General features: G+C 36.2%; 16 protein-coding genes and 3 pseudogenes. 4 read left to right on the plus strand and 15 right to left on the minus strand.

All coding sequences use genetic code 11. The features are described from left to right. Positions 1-396 precede the first annotated feature (396 nt). Complete coding sequence (locus COC46_RS07030; RefSeq protein WP_304362828.1) at positions 397-600, minus strand: alpha/beta-type small acid-soluble spore protein; 204 nt, start codon at positions 598-600, stop codon at positions 397-399. A 319-nt stretch (positions 601-919) separates the two neighbouring features. Continuing rightward, a complete protein-coding gene (locus COC46_RS07035; protein ID WP_141550876.1) occupies positions 920-2104 on the minus strand; it encodes an FtsK/SpoIIIE domain-containing protein in 1185 nt (394 codons plus the stop codon). Positions 2105-2351: 247 nt separating this feature from the next. Between COC46_RS07035 and COC46_RS22655 the strand changes: the two genes are divergently transcribed. Together COC46_RS22655 and COC46_RS23090 are read left to right on the plus strand one after the other, a co-directional pair. After that, positions 2352-2567: a tyrosine-type recombinase/integrase gene (locus COC46_RS22655; RefSeq protein WP_255294843.1), complete on the plus strand. Its 216-nt coding sequence runs from the start codon at positions 2352-2354 to the stop codon at positions 2565-2567. 183 nt (positions 2568-2750) lie between these two features. Further along, positions 2751-2933 (plus strand): tyrosine-type recombinase/integrase, encoded by a 183-nt coding sequence (locus tag COC46_RS23090; RefSeq protein WP_369700028.1) that lies wholly within the window; start codon positions 2751-2753, stop codon positions 2931-2933. Between the two features lie 185 nt (positions 2934-3118). On the opposite strand, the gene COC46_RS22135 is transcribed toward COC46_RS23090, so the two are convergent. The 5 genes and pseudogenes from COC46_RS22135 to COC46_RS07065 all read right to left on the minus strand — a co-directional run. After that, entirely contained in the window at positions 3119-3274 is a 156-nt protein-coding gene (locus tag COC46_RS22135) for a hypothetical protein (protein WP_176545085.1), read from the minus strand. Between the two features lie 237 nt (positions 3275-3511). Further along, positions 3512-3739, minus strand: a complete 228-nt coding sequence (locus tag COC46_RS07050; protein WP_255294839.1) for a hypothetical protein — start codon at positions 3737-3739, stop codon at positions 3512-3514. 44 nt (positions 3740-3783) lie between these two features. Then, positions 3784-4152 carry a chromate transporter gene (locus COC46_RS07055; RefSeq protein ID WP_369700025.1) on the minus strand — a complete coding sequence of 123 codons (369 nt, stop codon included), beginning with the start codon at positions 4150-4152 and terminating at the stop codon, positions 3784-3786. After that, positions 4118-4689 (minus strand): annotated as a pseudogene (locus COC46_RS07060) (chromate transporter). Before COC46_RS07060 ends, COC46_RS07055 begins: the two are co-directional and overlap by 35 nt. Before the next feature lie 22 nt (positions 4690-4711). Continuing rightward, positions 4712-5257, minus strand: a pseudogene (locus tag COC46_RS07065) (gamma-glutamyltransferase); the annotation flags it as partial. A gap of 240 nt (positions 5258-5497) precedes the next feature. On the opposite strand from COC46_RS07065, the gene COC46_RS22140 reads away from it, so the two are divergent. Continuing rightward, a complete protein-coding gene (locus COC46_RS22140; protein ID WP_176545083.1) occupies positions 5498-5653 on the plus strand; it encodes a hypothetical protein in 156 nt (51 codons plus the stop codon). 935 nt (positions 5654-6588) lie between these two features. Here the strand turns inward: COC46_RS22140 and COC46_RS07070 are convergent. The 3 genes and pseudogenes from COC46_RS07070 to COC46_RS07075 form a co-directional block, all read right to left on the minus strand. Continuing rightward, on the minus strand, positions 6589-9111 hold the full coding sequence (locus COC46_RS07070) for an outer membrane protein assembly factor BamB family protein (RefSeq protein WP_255294840.1): 2523 nt from the start codon (positions 9109-9111) through the stop codon (positions 6589-6591). A 147-nt stretch (positions 9112-9258) separates the two neighbouring features. After that, a pseudogene (locus tag COC46_RS23095) lies at positions 9259-10230 on the minus strand (metallophosphoesterase N-terminal domain-containing protein); the annotation flags it as partial. Positions 10231-10323: 93 nt separating this feature from the next. Further along, positions 10324-11406, minus strand: coding sequence for a HupE/UreJ family protein (locus COC46_RS07075; protein WP_098809038.1), 1083 nt, complete (start codon positions 11404-11406; stop codon positions 10324-10326). Positions 11407-11956: 550 nt separating this feature from the next. Between COC46_RS07075 and COC46_RS07080 the strand changes: the two genes are divergently transcribed. Beyond that, positions 11957-12175 (plus strand): hypothetical protein, encoded by a 219-nt coding sequence (locus COC46_RS07080; protein ID WP_141550877.1) that lies wholly within the window; start codon positions 11957-11959, stop codon positions 12173-12175. A gap of 335 nt (positions 12176-12510) precedes the next feature. On the opposite strand, the gene COC46_RS07085 is transcribed toward COC46_RS07080, so the two are convergent. The 5 genes from COC46_RS07085 to lsrK all read right to left on the minus strand — a co-directional run bounded on the left by COC46_RS07085 (position 12511) and on the right by lsrK (position 20654). After that, the gene (locus COC46_RS07085; protein WP_098809040.1) at positions 12511-16026 is read right to left on the minus strand and encodes a S8 family serine peptidase; all 3516 of its coding nucleotides are present in this window, start codon (positions 16024-16026) and stop codon (positions 12511-12513) included. A gap of 682 nt (positions 16027-16708) precedes the next feature. Continuing rightward, on the minus strand, positions 16709-17131 hold the full coding sequence (locus COC46_RS07090) for a hypothetical protein (protein ID WP_098809041.1): 423 nt from the start codon (positions 17129-17131) through the stop codon (positions 16709-16711). Positions 17132-17908: 777 nt separating this feature from the next. After that, on the minus strand, positions 17909-18700 hold the full coding sequence (lsrF, locus tag COC46_RS07095; protein WP_098809042.1) for a 3-hydroxy-5-phosphonooxypentane-2,4-dione thiolase: 792 nt from the start codon (positions 18698-18700) through the stop codon (positions 17909-17911). Between the two features lie 3 nt (positions 18701-18703). Then, positions 18704-19072 (minus strand): cupin domain-containing protein, encoded by a 369-nt coding sequence (locus COC46_RS07100; protein WP_098809043.1) that lies wholly within the window; start codon positions 19070-19072, stop codon positions 18704-18706. Between the two features lie 19 nt (positions 19073-19091). After that, on the minus strand, positions 19092-20654 hold the full coding sequence (gene lsrK, locus COC46_RS07105; protein ID WP_098809044.1) for an autoinducer-2 kinase: 1563 nt from the start codon (positions 20652-20654) through the stop codon (positions 19092-19094). Positions 20655-20656 lie beyond the last annotated feature (2 nt).

Below are 20656 nucleotides of genomic sequence, written 5' to 3' on the forward strand. Positions count from 1 at the left end.
AACTAAACTGCCATTTAGTTTAAGTGAAGAGTTTCACAAATAAACTTAAATACGTATTCTACTCTTACTGTTTCCTCCTAATCTAGCTCATTATAAAAGTGTAAACTTCCTCTAATTAGCCATGTGATTGGTATTATCTTTTATGGGTATGAACCACCCATATGCTTGCTTGAATAGATTACAACCCGTTATGGTGTACAGTGGAAAGTGGTCCTACTAAATTTTAAAACAAATTTTCTAAGCTTCTCAATATTTTTTTACTTTTATTGATTTTACATCTATCTCTGTTTTCATTCCCGGCGACCCAAAAAACTACAAAATAGGATATAACTTAACAAAAAAAGAAGTTATCTAATAATATAGAAACTTCTCTCTTATTACACTTATTTATATATTCTATCTAGAATATCCACCTAGACTTTGTTCTGCCATTTGAACCAATCGTTTCGTAATTTCTCCACCTACTGAACCGTTTGAACGAGCTGTCGAGTCTGGGCCTAAATTTACTCCAAATTCTGTTGCAATTTCCCACTTCATTTGCTCAATTGCAGATGAAGCATTTTGTGTAGCATATTGATTTGAAGAGTTTCTTGCCATTATTTTAGCTCCTTTTAAATATTATTTGTCTGATATTATTATCAGATTGGAGTTAGTATTACTCTAAAATTAATAACTATTCAAATTATCATAAAATTACTAGGAATGGTCTACAACATTATGAGAAACTCGAATTACAGTCCATCCTTTTATAGAAATTCCCTATTAAAAAGCCTGTATAGATTCAATGGATTCAGATTTCTTATCTAGTTTGGCAATAGCCACAATAGCAAGCTTATGTTTACCATACCGGAATAAAATTACCTAAATATTGACTAAAAAAAATGAGCTGTTTCAATTTTCAGCTCATTACATTTTTATGTTAAATTATTTTATATCTTCTATCTTTACCTGAGGGAGCTTCCAATTTACCTTCGCAAACAAATTCTCTCATGATCTGAACTATTTCTCCCATATCACCACCTACTTCTTTTAAGATTGAACGTAGCCTAGTATCACTTGTACGCTTGATAAATTTCCATACCAGTTCCTTCTTTGTAGGTGGTGTATTAGATATTGGCAATGAGTAGTTTTGTTTTTCTTGAATGCTTTTTGAAGTGACAAGTTGCTCAATTATTGCATCTACTTCACTTTCTGTCGGGGCAACAAGACAGCTTTGTAAACGCATGAAGTTCTCTTTCCCTTCTAATTGAGCAACACTATCACCCTTTCCCATAAGTACGAATGGTGGTTTTCCATCCAGTACCGTTTTGTAATCATGCATACTAGTAAGTCTAAATACAATTCGACTTGGGAGATTTGCTTTGACTAAACCTGATACCACATCAACTGATGGTCTTTGAGTGCAAATGCACAAAAAGATTCCTGCAGCTCGGCTTTTTTGTGCTAATAAACAGACATAATTTTCAACTGATTTATCAAATAGAAATAGGTCTGCATATTCATCTATTATGACAACGATGTTCTTTATAATATGCCATTTCTTACGATAATGACTAATATTGCGAACTTTTTCTTTTTTAAACAATTCGTATCGTTTTTCCATTTCAAGTACTAAAGAATTTAATAAATTGATTGCTTCAGATGATTTAGTTATTACTTTTTCGACTAGTGGAGAATCTTCAAAAGGTGAAAATTCAACTTGTTTCGGATCAATTAAAAAGAGTAACAGTTCATCATAACTCTTTGTTAAATGAAAGAAAGTTAGCAATGTAGATAAAAATACACTTTTACCACTGCCAGTCGAACCAGCAACTAATAAGTGAGATATCCTTCCAAAATCATCAAAAACTGGATTACCCAGCATATCTACTCCTAAGAAAATTGGTACTTGATGGGTTGATAAGTCTTCTTTCAATCTACTCAATGCATCTCCTAATGTAACAATACTTCGATCCTTTCGCTGAATTGAGATGCGAATTGTATTTGGTATATTCCCTCCTTCTATACTTAAGTAAGTTAGGCCTAATGCTACTCGTAAGTCTTTTGCTAAATTACTGATAGTAGTAAATTTCAGGTGGTTCAACTGGAATTGATATTGAATCAAGGTCAGACCAATTTGTTTAGAAAGATATGATATCCCACCTTTAATATTCAAAGAGTTAAAAGCGTTAAGAATTTGATTCGAGTAATCTTCTGTCTTTTCTATTTCGATTGTTTTAGATAATGGTAGGATTGAATACTGGGGTGAAGGATTTTTCAAATATTTATATGAACAAAAATATATAGAACCCCCTCTTCATTACTCACTCGTTTCGGCTAATGTAACTCTAAATGATTTACCGAATCGAGATATAACATATGAGGAAGTAAAGCAAATTTTAGACTTTTACAAGACTTCTCCTTTGCATTACACGATTTTAATAACCCTAGCTACAAGTGGATTACGTGCTGCAGAGCTTGCGACCGCAAAATGGAAGGATCTTTCAAAGGATCCTAGTGGATATTGGTTAAAAATCATGGGAAAAGGTCGAAAAGAACTTGAAGTATATATAATGGTATGTATTTGATGCACTTGTACAATTAAGAAAAAGAAAAGGATTAGAAACGGAGTTAAATTCGTTGGATGATTCGTATTTAATATTAACTAGTACAATGAAGCCATATAGTCCAAATCATTTATCTAAGTTTGTATCGGAAATGATCAGTCGAACAAAGCTGCCATTTTACATCATCACACACGTAGTGGTAAGATAAGTGCACATTTTTTTCGTCATTGGTATGCGATACATTTTCGAGAAAACGGAGCTGATATCTATTCAATTTCAACAAGCTTAGGACATGAAAGTATTAAGACAACACAAATTTATCTTGCTAAACATGAAAAACGAGAAACAAATGTAGGGTTGCTATGGAAGAATAAATCCACATTCTAGGTTTGATAATAACTTATATATAATAGAAGAAACTAAAAAGCCATAGAGTTATTTATAGTTTATGGAAATAGTGAAGAGAGATTATCGCACAAGATAATCTGCCTTCACTTATCTTATTGAAATATATCAGCAAGAATTCATTTAAAGATAATTGACTTGTACAAGAGTTGCTATTTAACTCTCAATCACTTAAGACCAAAAACCTTAATAACCTCTTGTTTAATACTTTTACCTGCATCATACCATGCACTAGTTCGAAGTGAGACAGATGTTGCACCCATACTATTCTCAATGTCGGCTTTCCAGGCATACCCATCACGATCTAAGTCTACTTTTACCACGACTTGCCTTCCTAATATGAAACTTATAAACTATAAAAAACCCTTAGAGATGAATTATATAGATCTTTTTGACTAAGTTATAGTTAAACATAAACTCTAGTATTTAACTAAAAAAGAATCCATAATAAAATGGATTCCATTCATATTGACTATTTAATTATATAATAAGGAAAAATGACCTGTTGAATCCGAATGATAAGCGCATTTAATCCAAGTGATTCACAATTTATTAAATTTCTATAAATTTGCAACTTTTGATGATAATGGTAAATTTTTATTGTGTTTATCAGGTTTTGTAAAAATGAAGAAAACAAGACTGGCAATTAATAATAAAGTGGCAGCCATTATTACAGAGTAATTAAATCCGTTCCTAATGTTATCGCCTGCAGATTGAACTACAATACCAGTTACAGCTGGACCAATAATTCCTGACAAGTTCGCAAGCCCTAGCAAAACACCCGACATTAACCCTCTTCGTTCAGGAAGTAAGTGATTCACAATTTGGGGAGCTATTGGAAACGTTTAACTTGAAGAGACGTCCTAAATTTATACAACAGGCCCATTAGAGCTATCATGAGTATAAGAGACGGAGCAACTGTTGCAAAGACTGCAATAAATGATCCAATGTATCCGCCTTCTTGAAAGCCGATATAACCTGCCATTTTTGTTGCAATAGGCCCAGGTAAGGCATTTCCCATAGCTAAAGTTTCATTGAACTCTTGCGTAGTCATCCATTGGAAATGTCCTACCACTTCCTTTTGAATAAGGGGAATTGTTGCTGGTCCCCCACCATATCCTAAAATATTAGTGATGAAAAAAACCAAAAGATATGCAAATACGTCATCATGCGGATAGCCCCTTCTGCTTTTTCTTTTCACTAGACATATTTGTCGGTTTTACAAGAGCAATTATTAAAAGAACACCTATTAATAACCCTGGATGAATACCGAAGTATTCAATAAGTACTAATGCTACAATGATGTGCAGAGTCGTAAAAAACCATTTTAGTCCTTTAGAAGAACTCTTTACGAATTCCCAAGTTAAGACTCCAAGCATTACTGCTACTACCGGTACACCCCTTTTGTCATACCTTGAACCCATTTCAAATCTTTGAACACAATTAATGTACTCAGTAATATAATCATAAAAATGATAGTAGGTAAGATGGTGGCAACGATGGCGTTTATCATTCCAAGTACACCAACCATGCGAAATCCGATATATCCCGCTATTTTTGTTGCGATCGGACCAGGCAATGTGTTTCCAATCGCTAACACATCACCAAATTCCTCATTGCTCATCCATTTAAACCGTTCTACTACCTCTTTCTGAACGAGAGGAATCGTTGTAGGTCCTCCTCCATATCCAAGCATACTGCTGCGAAAAAATGCGATAAAAATATCTAGTTGTTTCATAGAATCAATCCTTTACTGTGAACTACCAACTAGCAATTGCCCCATCAGTCCTTGATTCTGTGCCACCCATCAATACACCTGTTTCAGAATTTCTCCAAATAATTTGTCCACGTCCAAATGAACCTGAGTCTACTGCTACTTTAATATCATGCCCTTTTCGTACGAGATCTTCTGTAATGTGTGAAGGGAATGATTTTTCTACTTCCACTGTTTTATCTTTCTTCCACTGCCATCTTGGTGCATCTAAAGCGGCTTGAGGATGCAAGTGGAAATCGATTGTATTCATAATAACTTGAACATGTCCTTGTGGCTGCATATATCCTCCCATTACACCGAATGGTCCAAAAGGCTGATTATCCTTTGTTAAAAATCCAGGAATAATCGTGTGGTACGTTTTCTTACCACCCTTTAAACAGTTGAAATGAGTAGGATCAAGGCTGAAATCATGTCCTCGATTTTGTAAGGCAATCCCTGTTCCCGGCACAACAACACCTGAACCAAAACCCATGTAATTACTTTGGATAAACGATACCATGTTGCCTTCCCCATCTGCTGTTGCAAGATATAGCTTATATACAATTAAGCCTGTTTATTCAAACCTTCATTTAATACATAAAGAAATAGCTATTTGACTAATAATATAATTGATACCACTTTAAGGAAGTCATTATGTCTAAATGCCTCTAATAACTATCTTATTTTTTTAGGTAAAATCTTAGGGAATTACTCCATACTGAGACTTTAGGGAACTTCATGAGTACTACTACTCTGGTGAAGCATCATTCTATCAATTAAAGGAGCTACTAGCATGAATAACTTAAACAAAACATCTGGAAGAGACTATTCCATAGTAGAAAAAACACTTACTATTCCGAAGTATCTTGATGACTTAGCAAAAGAGAAGAAAATAAACTTTTCACAAGTCTTACGAGATGCATTAAAAGACATTTTAGATGAAATATAAATTTTTCAGCAATATAGTTGGAACTTCCCAATCTATAGGAGGACTCTCAATAATTAAGATTTTACCTTTCATTTAAGAAAACTGCAGCATTTAGCAAACCTGCCATTATTTCAGATTTTTTTCTTCCCTTTTATTTGTTTAAAATGCTAGTTAGAAACATTACTATATATAGTTTGTTTTAAATCTTTCTATATATTCGATTCAACCTCTAAGAATGCTGATTATCACTGTGCTGCTACCGACATCAATAATACGAACAAACTCAGAGGTAAAAGGTATAACCTGAAATGCAGTAGCTCCTTTAAGCTGCTACAAATACATTCTTTATCGTAAATTTCTTTAAGAGTATCAATAAATCAATACAACTAATAAGTGAATGAAGATCGGCAAAGGGAAAATAGGTAAAGGGAATATACCTAAAGTAAATTGCCAATGCGTTATACTATCACCAAAAAAGGACTCTCCGCAATATAGGGAAGTCCTTAAAAGAGTAAATCCTACTGTTATTCAATTTTCTGGTCCGATTGTTGAAGAACGTCTTCTATAATAACAATATAGATATAAATAATAAAAACAACGACAGTGAAATTAATATGAAAACATATTAAAAATGATGTTATTGTTAATGTTATAAAGAAAACCAAAAATCAAAAGAAAAAGAAAATAAGTATAAGAATAGTGAGGCAATAAGAGTTGTGTATAATAAATAAGATTCAATAACCCTGTTCCTAATTATGGATACAGGGTTATTTTATTGAATTATAAAATCCTTGGTTTCTAATATACCAGTTTAAAATAGGGTCACTAAACAACCCTTCATTTCTTCACATATCGCATCTTCATCATCCCAATTGGTAATGACTAATATGTCTAAAATGTATCTTATCTAGTGTTTATAACATTTTACTTGATCAAATATATAGCTCAGGTCAAGGTCAATGTATTGCTTCCGAATCAATTGAACTAAGTTGATTTGCCCATTTAGCAATATTTGCTGCAGGATTGCTTCCATCGGCAGGATAGTCCGTAATATGATACCAGCTAATCGTACGTTTTTCGCCAGCTTTCATGTTTACATCAAACGATGCTCCGAAAATATATCCAAAAGCACTTAATCCGGAAGGCTGGTCTTTAGTCCAAGCAATTCCATGTGCAGGGCTGGAGATGGCAGTTTTCGGACCGTCATAAATATAGTTTCCAGTCCACCCTAAAGTCATGAAGCCAGGATTTGTTTTCGTAATACCTGGAACAAATGCTGTGTCATCTGCACTGTCTGGATCAAGCAGATATTGGAAATAACCATTAAAATCATTCTCACCCGTATTCTCCAATTCGAGCGTAAACTTTACCACAGGTGCATTTGGAAGTGCCCGATAAGTAACAGAAGTTTTAATAGAAGGATCTATTTGTGCCTGTCCGGATGCATGGATGGTATCGCCAACCGTTTCGACATTCGATAATGACAGCCACTCTCCATCACGGTTCCATGGACGGTTTGGATCATTCATTGTCGGTGAAAGGATCCATTCACTCCAATCGAGCGTTTCCAGTGCGTTCTCATCAAGCAAGGCAATGTCCCCAAGCCAGCCCGGCTGAAATGTACCTGCCAGGTTATTAGCGCCAATTTGTGAGGAAATCGTCGCTTGGATACGAGTATTCATGATATAGTGATAAGTTTGTCCCGTCATTGCATCGAGCCGCGGGCTTCCTGCATTAAAATCCGGAGCTTCCAAGGACATTCCTGCCACAGGTGCTGTGATTCCACTTATTTTAAACGGAACTGTTTTCACTTCTCCGCTAGCAACTTCTATGGAAACCGGTGCACCGATTTGATAGCCCCTGCGTTTAGCAGTAAGAGAATATTTGCCAGGCTGTAATCCGATAAGGTATTGTCCGTCAGCATTCGTTGTAGAAACCTGACTTTTTCCTTGGCTATCAGTCGCAACAACCGTTGCTCCTCCAATCGGTTCTCCTGTTACACTGTCCGTTACTTTTCCAGTTAGTCTCGGCCAGCGTTGTGCAGCCTTTCCTCCTGGAGTATAAGCGTACAGATTCCCGTCTAATGCTCCTACAACTAACGTATTTCCGGAAATAGCCGGGGAAGAAGCTACCCATGCTCCTATTTCGTGCTCCCATATAGGTTGTCCGGTTAATTTGTCAAATGCATAAAGATTTCCATCGTTTGAGCCGATAAATACAGTTTCACCACTAACCGCTGCAGAAGAAATAATTCCACCCTTCGTGCGATAGCTCCACTTCTTTGTACCAGTAACTGCATCAAACGCAGCTACGTTTCCATCCGGGAATCCCATATATACCATACCATCCGCTACTGCAGGAGATGAACCAGTTGTACCGCCAGCTATATAGGATGCATCTGGACTCTTGTAACGCCATAGCTCTTTGCCAGTAGCTGCATCAAGACTAACCAACAATCCGCCACCGTACCCCATATATACCCGTCCATTCGAGATAGAAGGCATAGAGTGCATCCAGCCGCCAGCAGGTTTTTTCCTCCATAATTCATTACCGGTTGAAGCGTCAAGTGAGATCAGCCAGCCGCCATCTCCTCCAACATAAATTTTCCCATCCTGTACGACAGGAGTAGATTCTACAATCCAGCCGCCAGCTAATGGAACATTCCATTTTTCTGCACCAGTACGGGCATCAATAGCCATTATTTTTCCACCACTACCTGTGCTGTATGCCTGGTAGACTACTCCATCTACTACAGTTGGAGAATAGTACATCCAAGCTCGCTGTACCTCATCCTTGCCAACGGTCTTTTCCCAAATTACCTCTCCGGTTTCTGCATTCATGGCATAAAGAGTACCACGAATCGAAGAAGCGTATACAATTCCGTCTGCAACAGCAGGCGAAGCTTGTACCTGTGCATCTGCTTTAACTTCCCACCTCTTATTACCTGTCTCAAGGTCAACTGCGTGGATAGCATGATGCTCATTACCGCTTTCATCGCGTGTACCAATATAAACCACACCATTTGAAATGGCAGGTGACGAAGTAAGAATTGTTCCAGGTGTACGGTATGTCCAATCAAGGCTCAGACCAGCTGCAAGTGTATCTTTTGCCTCCCCGGTATGCTGGGCATTCCCGTGAAACATTGACCAGTCTGTTCCCTTCTTCGGTTTAATCCGAGTTTCATTATCAACAATTTTGAACATATTATTTTTAACCCAAGTCTTGCCCCCATCATCTGTTACTCTAACTTCAATGGCATGCTGTCCTTTGTCTGCTTTTCTAGCATCCCATTGTTTATGCCATGCCATTCCACTACTTTGTTTTAGCTTTCTCCACGAACCGCCATCAATACGGTATTCAACTTTAGTGACGTTACTTGTTGTATTGTATGCGTTTACCAAAATGTCCATTTTTCCTTGCGGGACTTCACTGCCTGCTGCAGGATGAACAATCGCTGCGTTTTGCTTCACGTCATACATTTTATAGTTCTCTTCCTGCTTGTCCCCCTGGAAGGTAACCATACGGAAGCCGTTCGGCATCTGGTCAATCGTATAGGCACTGGAAACGGTTGTCACATGGTTTGCGCCAGGAATTGTATCCTGGGCTACATCATTGACGTGAGTATGTCCAACCATCACCAAGCGCGTTTGATATTGGCTAAGTAGTTCAATAAATTTTCTCGTGTTACTCGGTGACGGGGTTTCCGGAGTATTCATTGGTTTGTGAACAAATACAACAACTTCTTTGTTTTTTGCATTCAGTTCAAGATCCTGCTTTAACCACTCAAACTGGTCGGATTCATTGAAACCTAAATTGTTTTCTAATGTTACGAAGTGCCGATTGCCATAATCAAAGGAATACCACTCCGGTCCGAGATAATTACGGTACTTATCAATTCTCGTCTTATAGTCCGAACCCGGGGCAAAATCATGATTTCCAACTGCCGGATAGACTGGAAGTGAAGATGTAGCAGTACTTGCTTGATAATCCTTGAATTCCGTATCGTCTGCTCGGTTGGTTAAATCTCCACTTACGGCAATGAAGGCCGGATTTCCTGTTGATTGATTAATTTGCGCTAACTGGTCTGTAAAGCGTTCACGGTTGTTGGCTGTACCTTCTTGAACGTGTACATCGGCAATGTTAACAAAGCTAAAGTTCGGATTATTGCTCTCTGGCGTATGTAAAAGACCAAAATTTTGTTCCTTTGTTTCCTCAGCCTGAACATTTCCCAATTGCTTGTAAAACTGAGGTGTTTTGTTTTTGTCTGTCGGTACGGTGTATCCACTTGGGGTTGTTACAAAAACAATATCGTCCTGACGTCTATCTGCATCAATCGTTAACGTATAGTTACCTTGATCATCTGTAACTGTTATATTTTTACCGTCAGATACGGAAACATGTGGAATGCCCTCCTCATTCCCATCACGGCTCCCATTTCCGTTTTTGTCAGCGAAGACCGTACCCTTTATAGTTGCTGTAGGATTTTCCGCTACAACTGGTTTAATTACAGCAGTAAAAGCGAGACCGCACATTGCAACTGCAGCAAAAGGTTTAAGTTTTTGTTTTATATTTTTCCCGTTGACTTCTATTGGCTTCATGATTTCTCCTCCTGGTTTTTTAGATAACTTCCCCGATAATTGAACCTCAATAAGTAATGTACGTACCACCTCCTTAAAAGCTTAGTTATTTTATCAAGCGAAGAAGCGCTCGAAATACCACATCAGCCCGATTCCAAAAATACCAGCCGTCGCTGCTGCCTGTACGACAGTGGACCATTGAAACCTGCGGATATACACAAGTAAAGGAAATAAAATGAGAATAATTAAGGCTTGTCCTGCTTCTACACCAACGTTGAATGACAAAATCGATAACAGTGATCTCCAGGTCACATCGTTAGCAAGCTGTAAAGCACCTGCAAAGCCGACGCCATGAATTAGACCGAATCCAAATACAACGGCAAATCGATATTTTGCTGAAAAACCAAAATAGTTTTCTACTGCTACGAATGCAATACTAAGAGCAATAAGTGGCTCTATTATGTCAGAAGGGAATTGGACCAGCTTTAAAGCGGTTAACCCCAGAGTGATACTGTGAGCTAATGTAAATACTGAAATGACCTTTAGAACATCCGTAATTCGGCGAGCCCCAAATACGAGGGCCATGACAAAAAGTATGTGATCATAACCAATCATGATATGGTGGAAACCGAGTTGAACGAACCGGAAAAACTGCCCTGCCAAGCTTTCCTTTCCAGTATTAAATTCTCTATCTTCTGCATTGAAAATATATTGACCATTTTTATTATCTAAATCATATGTCATGATATTTCGATGCATAGAATCATTATCATCAAAGAAAACACTATAATTTATTTGGACGGAAGATTCGTCTGATGGTATAGGAAATTCGATTCCTATTTTGGCGTAGTCCCTCCCTACCCTATTTTCGATATCAGTAGAAATAACAGATCCCATTGCTTTTGCACCATTGGTATATACTTCGAAGTGGGAATCAAGATACTCAGCAACTGCCCCACGTTGTTTTGCTAAAGCACTTTTCAGTAGGTCTTCCTCATCACCAGGACGAACGCCAAAATTGATTAGCCGCCCAAGTTCGAAAAAATCGAGGTGTAATTCTACTTGAAGCTTCTCCCTTTTCATCGTAATTTTCGAATACCCTTCACTGTTATCGGTGTGGGCTGATGCATTAATAGGCAAAAACATTAATGTGATAAAGGAAAATACTGCAGCAAACTTAACTACTATTTTTTTCAAAGTCTTTCACACCTTTAATCTATAAATTTAACATTTAAAAATTAGCTCGCATTTTTTTCACTTTCCCCCCCCTTTCACTTGCAATAACATACTAGTTAATAGTAAATGGTTGGTATTAAAATAGTTTTTTGTAAATATTAAATATTTGTAAAATTTAGTCGAAAAAAAGAACTTCCGATAAACTAAAGGATTCTCTCAATCTTTACATTGAAAATAATTGTTTACAGCAGCCTAAAGTAAATACATCAAAAAAAGTACCTTAATTCATCCCAGCTTACTTACTTTTTGTGTTCATTGTAACAAGTAAATATAAACGTTATTTAAATAAAAAACACCATAAAAAAACTTCTAAACACTGTAAGAAAAGTGAAGCATAGTTGATTAATGAATTTCTTTAATTCTTCTAAAATTAAAGAAAAAAGAAACCAGGAACATCCGGTTTCTCTCTTCTCTGCATATCTAACATACTGAAGTCTTTTATATCCGGGATACATTGGTTCACTATAGGAGGTTTGTATTTGTTGATGCTCAAAATTAGCTAATGGGGGATTTGGTTAATGCTAGAGTAGAGAAGGCATTACAGGGGTATGAACAAAAAGCAGAGGAAAGACATGATAAGTTGCTTATGGAAAATATTCGATTAAAACAAGAAATTAAGCAAATGTTTTCAGAATTTACTCAAGAACAGAAACAAGCGCAGTTTGAGACAGCAAGTACAAAGGAAAAGAAAACATTCCTTCAAATAGTGTTCGAATTTTTCGGAAAGTAAATCACAAAATTTTATGAAAACGGCTTCCCACCAATCTATATATAAGAGAATGAAACGACGGTATCTTAGGGTATCGTCTTTTTTATTTAATTCGAACATACGCCCTATTGAAAGATTACTATAAACTACAATAAAGACAAGTCTCTTTTTTTAAAGAACTGGGACTAACTGTAGTGTAATTACATTTTCAAGCTACATTATAAACTGGGAAAACTAATTAAATCATAATGGGTAGAAAGTCACTACATATAATATGCGAATGTATTCTGAAAGTTTTGTAAGAAATATAATTAAAAAGTGTAGGAAAAAATATTCCCTACACTTTTTTTATATCCTTATTGCTGTACTGTAACTGTTTGTGGCTTGGTTGTTACTTTAAATCCATCTCTACTAGTTACATCCGCATATATTGTATACGTACCATTTGGAACATCTGCCTCTGGAGTCCATTTTAAGTGAATTTCATTTTTATTTGCTACGTCAAACGATTCAATTACTTGTCCGTTAGCATCTTTCACATAAATTTTCCAATTTACATCATTACTTGTAAATCCACTGATTCCTGCAGGAGTTTTTGCATTTACATTTTTGTATGGATAGACATTAAAACTGCTAACAAGCATTCCTTCAGTAATATAAGAAGGATCACCCCAAACTGTGTAACTGTGGTTACGTGCATAGTCTGCTCCTAACACTACTACGCCTTTTGGTTCTTCGTTTACTAGAGTAGATTTTGCACCTTTTGGTAGTGACTTATATTTTCCGTTATACCAAATGATTGCTCCATTATAACCACTTCCACTATCAGTTGCATTGAATGAGATTTCATATTGCCCATCTTTAGGCGTTACTTTAATATCAGATACCACAGGAGCAACTGAGTCAATATGAAATGGAAGTTTGACAATTTGTGACTTCGCATCTTTATAATCAAGTACCGTTTTGATGACATAGTTATAAACGCCATCTTTCACTAATTGTCCATTTTGATCCTTCAAATCCCAACCGTATCCAGTATACAAAAAGTTACGGTATGACATAATGTTTTTACGGAATTTCCAAGGCTGACCAGAACCAGTGTATTCACTAAAGTCACCTAAATCTTGAATTAAATTACCTTCCTGGTCTTCTACATACATTTCTGCCTTCTCTAGGTTACGTAGTACAGTAAATGATGGATACACTTCTTTTAATGGAGTGTTTGGAGACATTACGATACGATCCATATTAAATCTTCCTGTGTATGGATCATAACCTAATGGCCATACTCCTTCTGCTCCAATTTCATCATTCCAAAGCGTTGTATAACCTAAGAATGCATCTTTATCAAATGCTGCTGGATCAAGGTTTTGAGGCTGATCCCATTCGCCATAATATCCCATGTAAGGAACTGATAACGGTACTGCTGAATCACTATTATTTCCAGAAGGAACTAGACGTACGTATCCTTCAACAAAAGAACCGTCTTTTAAGCTTGATGGAAGTTGAATCTGAACATCAAGATTTTTTGCTTGACCCGGTTTAATTTTTAATGTCTTTCCTTCTGTGCTTGTTACTGTTTCACCATTTACAGTTGCCGTAGCACCTTGGATTCGCTCACTTTTTAATGTTAAATATTCTTTTGAATCTAAATTCCCATCATAGTCTAGGTCAAATTCTTTTGTTTCTCTACCATCTGTAAATACATCTACATACACTTGATACTCTAAATCTTTTACATTCAGATTTTGAAGAGCTTCTGCATTTAATTTGAAGTGAATATTATTATTAACTTCTTTTAATGCAACTGCTCCTGCTTGCTCAAGAGGAGTACTTTTCCTTGTAACAATAACAGGCGTATTAATCGCATTTTGAATTTGCATTAAACCAGAACCTTGAACTCGTGGTGAATATGGCACTTCATTATTCGTACGAGGATCTTGTACAAGTTTAGCAGTGTTCATTAAAGCAATTTTCGCTTTTAGAGCTGTATCTTCTGAATGTTGTAAGCCTTTTTCATAAAGCGATTGTAATACTAAAGCTGAACCACCAGCAACATGTGGAGTTGCCATTGATGTACCGCTCATCACTTCATATCCATTGTTTGATACAGTAGAGTAAATATTGCCTCCTGGAGCAGATAGTTCAGGTTTAAAGTCTAATGTGTGTGGCGCACCATATGATGAAAAGGATGACATTGTGTTCTTATTTGGATTATCAACATAAACCCCTTTAGACGGTTTCATTTTGACAATATACCCGCTTTTTAACTTCGAAATTAATGCATCACCGATGGCTTTACTTGTCGTAGCTGCTTGTGGAAATATAGAGAGATTACTCCAATAAACTCTCGGGTAATCAATATCCTCATTTGCAGGGACAAGGAGAATCGCTTTTGCGTTTTTCTTTTTCGCCTCAGATTGAATATAAGTGTAAGTACCATACTTTACATTTGGTTTTGCTACGACAATTTTACCTGTTAAATCAGGAAGATTTTTAAAATCTGCTGTTCTACCTTCTCCAACATATACCATTTCATATGATTCTAATGGTGATAATATTTTTGACAGGTTAAAGTTATATTGTGTTTGATCTTTATATGGAAGCTGCATTCCATTTTCTTCTTGTAGCGTACTCATATGTATACTTGTATTTTCATATGAAGCAACAGAAATAGCATAAGGGCTTACCCCAGGCTCCCCAACTGTACCAATATCTGGATTTTCAGCATATGGCTTTAAAGAAGATTGCAGCAAATTATTTTGTGTACTATAAGCAGAGTTTCCTCCCGCTACAACTACAAGTGTACCTTGTTCAGTCGCTTCACGAATCGTTTTTTGAACTGGATCATCGACCTCACTAACAAATCCTGAATCAGTGCCTAAACTCATATTAATGACATCTGCTCCCAATGTTACCGCATGCTCAATTCCAGCAATAATATCATCTTCATATGCTCCATTTTCTTTATCAGAGAATACTTTTTCTGCTAATAGCTGAACACCTGGAGCAATACCTTGCACACCATCATTTGATTCATCACCGTTTGCACCAACTGTACCTGCAACGTGCATACCATGCGAATTCCCTGTGCTATGTGGAATTACGTCTGTATCATGATCTGCCCAATCATAACCAGTTGGAACTTTGTCACTATACCAAACATCAGGGGCACTCGTTTGATCAAGCTTACTTTGAATATTTTCTTTCGTCCACTTTTCTTTTGATTTACCTTTTTCAGTGATTGCCATGTCTTTATGTGTATAGTCAATACCTGTATCGACAATCGCTACTAACAAGCCTTCACCTTGGTATCCATAACTTTGCCATACCTTTTGTGCTTGTACTAATTCTTTACTTCCTCCCATTGTAGGTTGGAACTTTCTTGCGATATGTACATTCGTAACCCCTGGTGTTGCTTCAATATCCTTTAGGTTACTATACTCAGTTTCCATACTAAATCCATTAAAACCTTCATAGAAACGTTGGTTAATTTTAGGAACTGATCTTTCCTTCGAAATTTGTGAGATTACTTGATCTTGCTTTTGTTTAAAACGAGTTCTTTTCGTTTGAGTAGAAGAATCTGAAGTTGTTGGTTCCTCAACTTCAACAATTACACGTACTTTATCATTTGGTTGATAAGCTTGAGCTTTTTTTAAATCTTTATAGCCGAATGGATCTACAGCATCTTCCGAAGTTTGCTTCTGTTCTTCAGCAAAAATCTTTTGACCCTGTTTTACAATTTCATCCACAGTTGGAGCTGGGACTTGATTTTCATCTGTTCCTTCAGCAAATCCAGTCGATGAAAATAACATTGTTGCTAACGTCGTTGTTGCAAGTACTTTGTAAGGAAAACTTCTTCTGCTTTTCATTCTTGATTCTCCATCCCTTCTAGATTAAGACAAAAAAATAATTCTATTAATCTATTAATTACTAATAGCAAAATAGAATACTAGATTTATTATAGTTGGTTTAATTACACTAACCTATTGGGTTATCTGTCGGGACTTTCAAACTATCTAAATTAATAAGATTGTTAATTTTCTTTGTAGTAAAACAGATGAAATAGTCTATTTTAGTCGAATAATATTTTAATGAACGGATTAAGTTTATAAACTTATCAAATTCTGGCAGTACCTTATATATACTAGTTAAAAGATTATTTGTGAATCACACTGCTTAAGGATGCTTCCTCGTCTCACTTCGAGCAAGTAGCTGGGATGATGCGGGAAATAGCATTAAACAAGAAATTATTAAGGCTTATGGTCTAAAGTAAATTAGAGTTAAATAGAAACTAACTTATTTTCCTGAAATTTCCGAAACATCATAACAAAGGGAGGTTATCTTTTCAGATAATCTCCCTTTCACTTTTTCGATTTAAATAACTCAAATTCATAGATATTTGTTACTTATTTTTTTGTATAAAATCAATCTCAAAGCTGTAAATTTACTGATACTTAATTTAATCCTCTTTAATATAAGTTAAACCATTCTTTAGTTAAAACTTAACGTTCTATCATGTCTTATTACTTAAGAACATAGATAACGCTAAGGCTATTGGCCCTTTATTAGAGCTTTATCTAATTCTCGTACTTTATCATATGAATGTAAGAGTTGCTCAGGGACCAATGTTCTCCCATAAATCCATGCATTTGTTTCTATTTCAGACCTAAGCTTTGCGATTTCCTCATCTTCACCATACATTAGAATTCTTAAATCATGTTTGTTTTTCTTAAAATCTAAATAATAACCAATCACGTGATAAAGAATAATTTTTACAAAGTTCTCATCTGTTTCTTTAATTCTAATATTACTGATATAACCGTTAACTTGAAGATAATTAAATTTTATAGTATTAGTCGATACGTTATAACTCATAGGGAATGTGAGATTATTGTTAATTTCATAGTCAATATTTAAATTGTGCTTATCTAACGTATCTTCAATGATCTTTTCTATATTCCATATATAAATCATTTTACTTTCACTTCCCTTTAAGTACTTACTTCATGCAAAATATCATCTGGAAAATGCGGATTTTTACCGCTTAGCATATTTCAAAGATACTTTTTCATTGATATTTATAGCCCGTTAGGTACTGTATAATCCGTTCTAAATAAGCTTTAATTTGCTATTAACCCACGTAAATACTTAGAAGGATCGACAAAGATTAAACGTGAGGTAACTACCCAGATTAGGACTGAAAGGAACATTGACAAAAAACACCATGTCCTATGACTTTGTCTACTTAACTGACATCTGTGGGCTCAACTAACTATTACTATACCAGTAAAGATGTTCTTTAAAAACAAAAAATATATTTCCTTAAGGGAATTTATGCGTCGATCAGCCAAACAACTTAAATAAACACCTCTTCAAACAAGTATATACTCATTTTTTCCACCTATCACTATAAAAAATTTATTAACTGTTGCAGATCCGGCATTTGCATTGTTTTTAATCGGTAGCTGCATAATTAGAATACATAGGGGATTATGAAATTCGATCTGGGCTAATGGGGGCCTGGTCGTATCAATTTTCACTTATTAAAACTAACAATCTTTTAAACTAATAAAAAAGTGCAAGAAATTTTTACATCCCTACACTTTTCTTAATTGATTAATTATTTTTGTGATACAGTTATTGTTTTTGGACTTGTCGTAACTTTAAAGCCTTGTTTACTAACCACTTCGGCTGATACTGTATTCGTACCATTAGGGTGGTATCATAAAAGGTTTCCTATTGTTACACATATTAAGCTTTTACTTTTGAAGATGATTCATATAAATCTACTGCTTCATTTACTGTGAATCTTTTATGAACAATGGAATGTATCGCTTGGATCATTGCAAGAGGATGCTGAGATTGCCAAATATTTCTTCCCATATCCACCCCAGCTGCACCTTGCTCCATAGCATTATACGTAATTTCTAGTGCTTCACGAATTGTATCAAATTTTGGACCACCAGCAATAACGATAGGAACCGGGCACTTACTCGTTACCTGTTCAAAGTTGTCGCAGTAATAAGTCTTCACAATATCAGTACCCATTTCAGCAAGAACTCTTGAAGCTAATGCTAAGAACCTGGCATCCCGTTTTTCAAGCTCTTTTCCGACTGCAGTAATTCCAAGTACAGGTATTCCGTAATCATGAGCATCAGTTACAACTTGAGCAAGATTTGTTACTGTTTGGGTTTCATAGTCAGATCCAATAAAAACCGAAACCCCTACACCAACAACATTATGGCGAATTGCTTCTTTTATTGAAGTAACGATCCTTTCATTCGCTAGATCCTTCCCTAACGTTGTAGGACCGCCCGAAACACGAAGAACCATTGGTTTTTCCGTATTTTTCGGAATACATGCTGCAAGTGTACCTCTTGTTAAATATAGTGAATCCGTGTACGGAAGTAACTCTCTGACAGTTTCCTCAGGCTTTTCTAAACCTCTTATTGGCCCTAAGAAATAGCCATGATCTATCGCAAGCATTACTGCCCTCTTATTTGGTAATATTTTGTTTAATCGATTTTGAAATCCCCAGCTCACTATCTATTCACTCCTTAACTTGATTTCTGGATTCTTTATATTCACAACATCTCTTTCCAAAATATGCGGAGATTTAATGAAGAGGGCTTTAAAGGTTTTGTCAGTTTGATTGATAAGGTAATGAGCATCGCCTGGGCGGCATTGAATCATATCACCTGGTATTGTAGGAACTTTATTACCATTAATATAGAAATCTATCTGCCCTTCTAGGATATAGAAAATTTCTTCGCAAACTGTATGATAATGATTTTGGAAGTCTTGACCTGGTTTCAATACAACCACACCAATATCTATGTTCGGACCTTTTGTTAAATATTTCGGCCCGTTGTCGCCAAACCGATATTCGAAGTCATTTTCGTGAACTTTCTTCATCCCTTCACACCCTTTCACATTATTCCAGACCAGGTGCCTTCCACATATGAGTGGTTAAACCACGATCAGCAAGTTGAAGCTGTTCTAGATATACACTTCTCCATTTATCATAGATTTCTAGGTATTGGTCATGGTTTTCATTGTTAGGTATATGTGTCCTCTCCCACTTTACAACTTGGTTAACTGCTTGATGGATATTCTCATAAATTCCTATCCCAATCCCTGCAAATAATGCGGTGCCTAATGCTGCTGTTTCTTTAACTACAGGTACTTTCACTGGTACTCCAAGGACATCTGCTAGGGTTTGACTCCAAAGCTTTCCTTTCGAGGCACCACCTGTAAAAATAACTTCACTTGGATAATAACCAGTTTCTTCTTCTATAATCTTTAAGTTTCCTAGTGTGATAAGCGCAGCATTTTCTTGAATCGATTTAAACATTTCTTTTTTACCAGTCTTTAGAGGATCTAGAGTGAGATTAATAAATGATGGAGATGCATGGCGCCAAGCGCTATAATTCATCGTATCCGAAAAGATAGGAATAATCCCATTTGCCCCGATTGGAACATTTTTTGACTTTTCTTCTAAAATTTCATACGGGTCTCTACCAGTCACTTTTGCTTCTATTTTTTCCAAATCACAAAATGCATCACGAAACCATCTCATTACAAGCCCGGGGAAAAAAGCAATGGTTTCTAGCTGCCATAATTCAGGCACTGCATGGCAATTAACCCGGATACGCCCACTTTTGTCAACTAAAGGCTGTCTCACATTGACTTCCTGTTGCCAAAATGATCCACCTGATACAACGGTTTGCCCCGCTTTTACCGCACCGACACCAACAGATGCCATTTGAGCATCTCCGCCTCCACAAATAACCGGAGTTCCTGCATTCAAACCTGTATACGCTGCTACTTTATCCGTCACGTAACCGATAACGGTACCAGCTTCATTTACCGGCGGAAATAAATTATTTTTTAGTCCGCACATTTTTACTACATCACTTTCCCAATTCCTTTTCTCAATATCAAATATCCCTGTAGTACACCCATTTGAAGGATCCACTTGTAGTTTCTCTGATAATTTATAAAGAATCCAATCATTAATCATAGTCATGTAGGTGGCTTTTTCATAAATCTCTGGTAAATGATTTTTTATCCACAAAAGCCTAGGAAGTGCCCCTAATGCAAACATTTGACCTGATAACCTATAAATCTTGTATTCTAATTCAGGATCTAATTCCTTTAATGCTTTGACTTCATCTGAAGCTCGAGCATCTACATTTGCACAAGCCCAAATCTCCTTACCCGTTTTATCATAAAGGACAATTCCTTCCCTCATACTCGTGGCACTTATCGCTTTTATATTTTTTGCGTCAACTCCTGTTTCTTCAATAACAGACTTTACACACTGAACGACTAACTTCCAATTTGTTTCCCAATCAAAATCCATAGATCCTGGATACTTTTCATTTGATAAATGGTTCCATTCTATTTGAGAAAAACCGACTTGATTTCCTAATTGATCAAACAAAACAGCGCGAATACTACCGTTACCAGCATCAAATGCCAGAATATACGCCATTG

The sequence above is a fragment of the Bacillus sp. AFS041924 genome (genome assembly GCF_002577195.1).
Taxonomy (GTDB): Bacteria; Bacillota; Bacilli; order Bacillales; family Bacillaceae_G; genus Gottfriedia.

Excerpts from the sequence above, each read along its gene's own strand:
- COC46_RS07050 (WP_255294839.1), bottom strand. The coding sequence starts at position 3,739 with ATGTCGGGTGTTTTGCTAGGGCTTGCGAACTTGTCAGGAATTATTGGT.
- COC46_RS22140 (WP_176545083.1), top strand. The coding sequence starts at position 5,498 with ATGAATAACTTAAACAAAACATCTGGAAGAGACTATTCCATAGTAGAA.
- COC46_RS07070 (WP_255294840.1), bottom strand. The coding sequence starts at position 9,111 with ATGTATGACGTGAAGCAAAACGCAGCGATTGTTCATCCTGCAGCAGGC.
- COC46_RS07085 (WP_098809040.1), bottom strand. The coding sequence starts at position 16,026 with ATGAAAAGCAGAAGAAGTTTTCCTTACAAAGTACTTGCAACAACGACG.
- COC46_RS07090 (WP_098809041.1), bottom strand. The coding sequence starts at position 17,131 with ATGATTTATATATGGAATATAGAAAAGATCATTGAAGATACGTTAGAT.
- COC46_RS07100 (WP_098809043.1), bottom strand. The coding sequence starts at position 19,072 with ATGAAGAAAGTTCACGAAAATGACTTCGAATATCGGTTTGGCGACAAC.
- lsrK (WP_098809044.1), bottom strand. The coding sequence starts at position 20,654 with ATGGCGTATATTCTGGCATTTGATGCTGGTAACGGTAGTATTCGCGCT.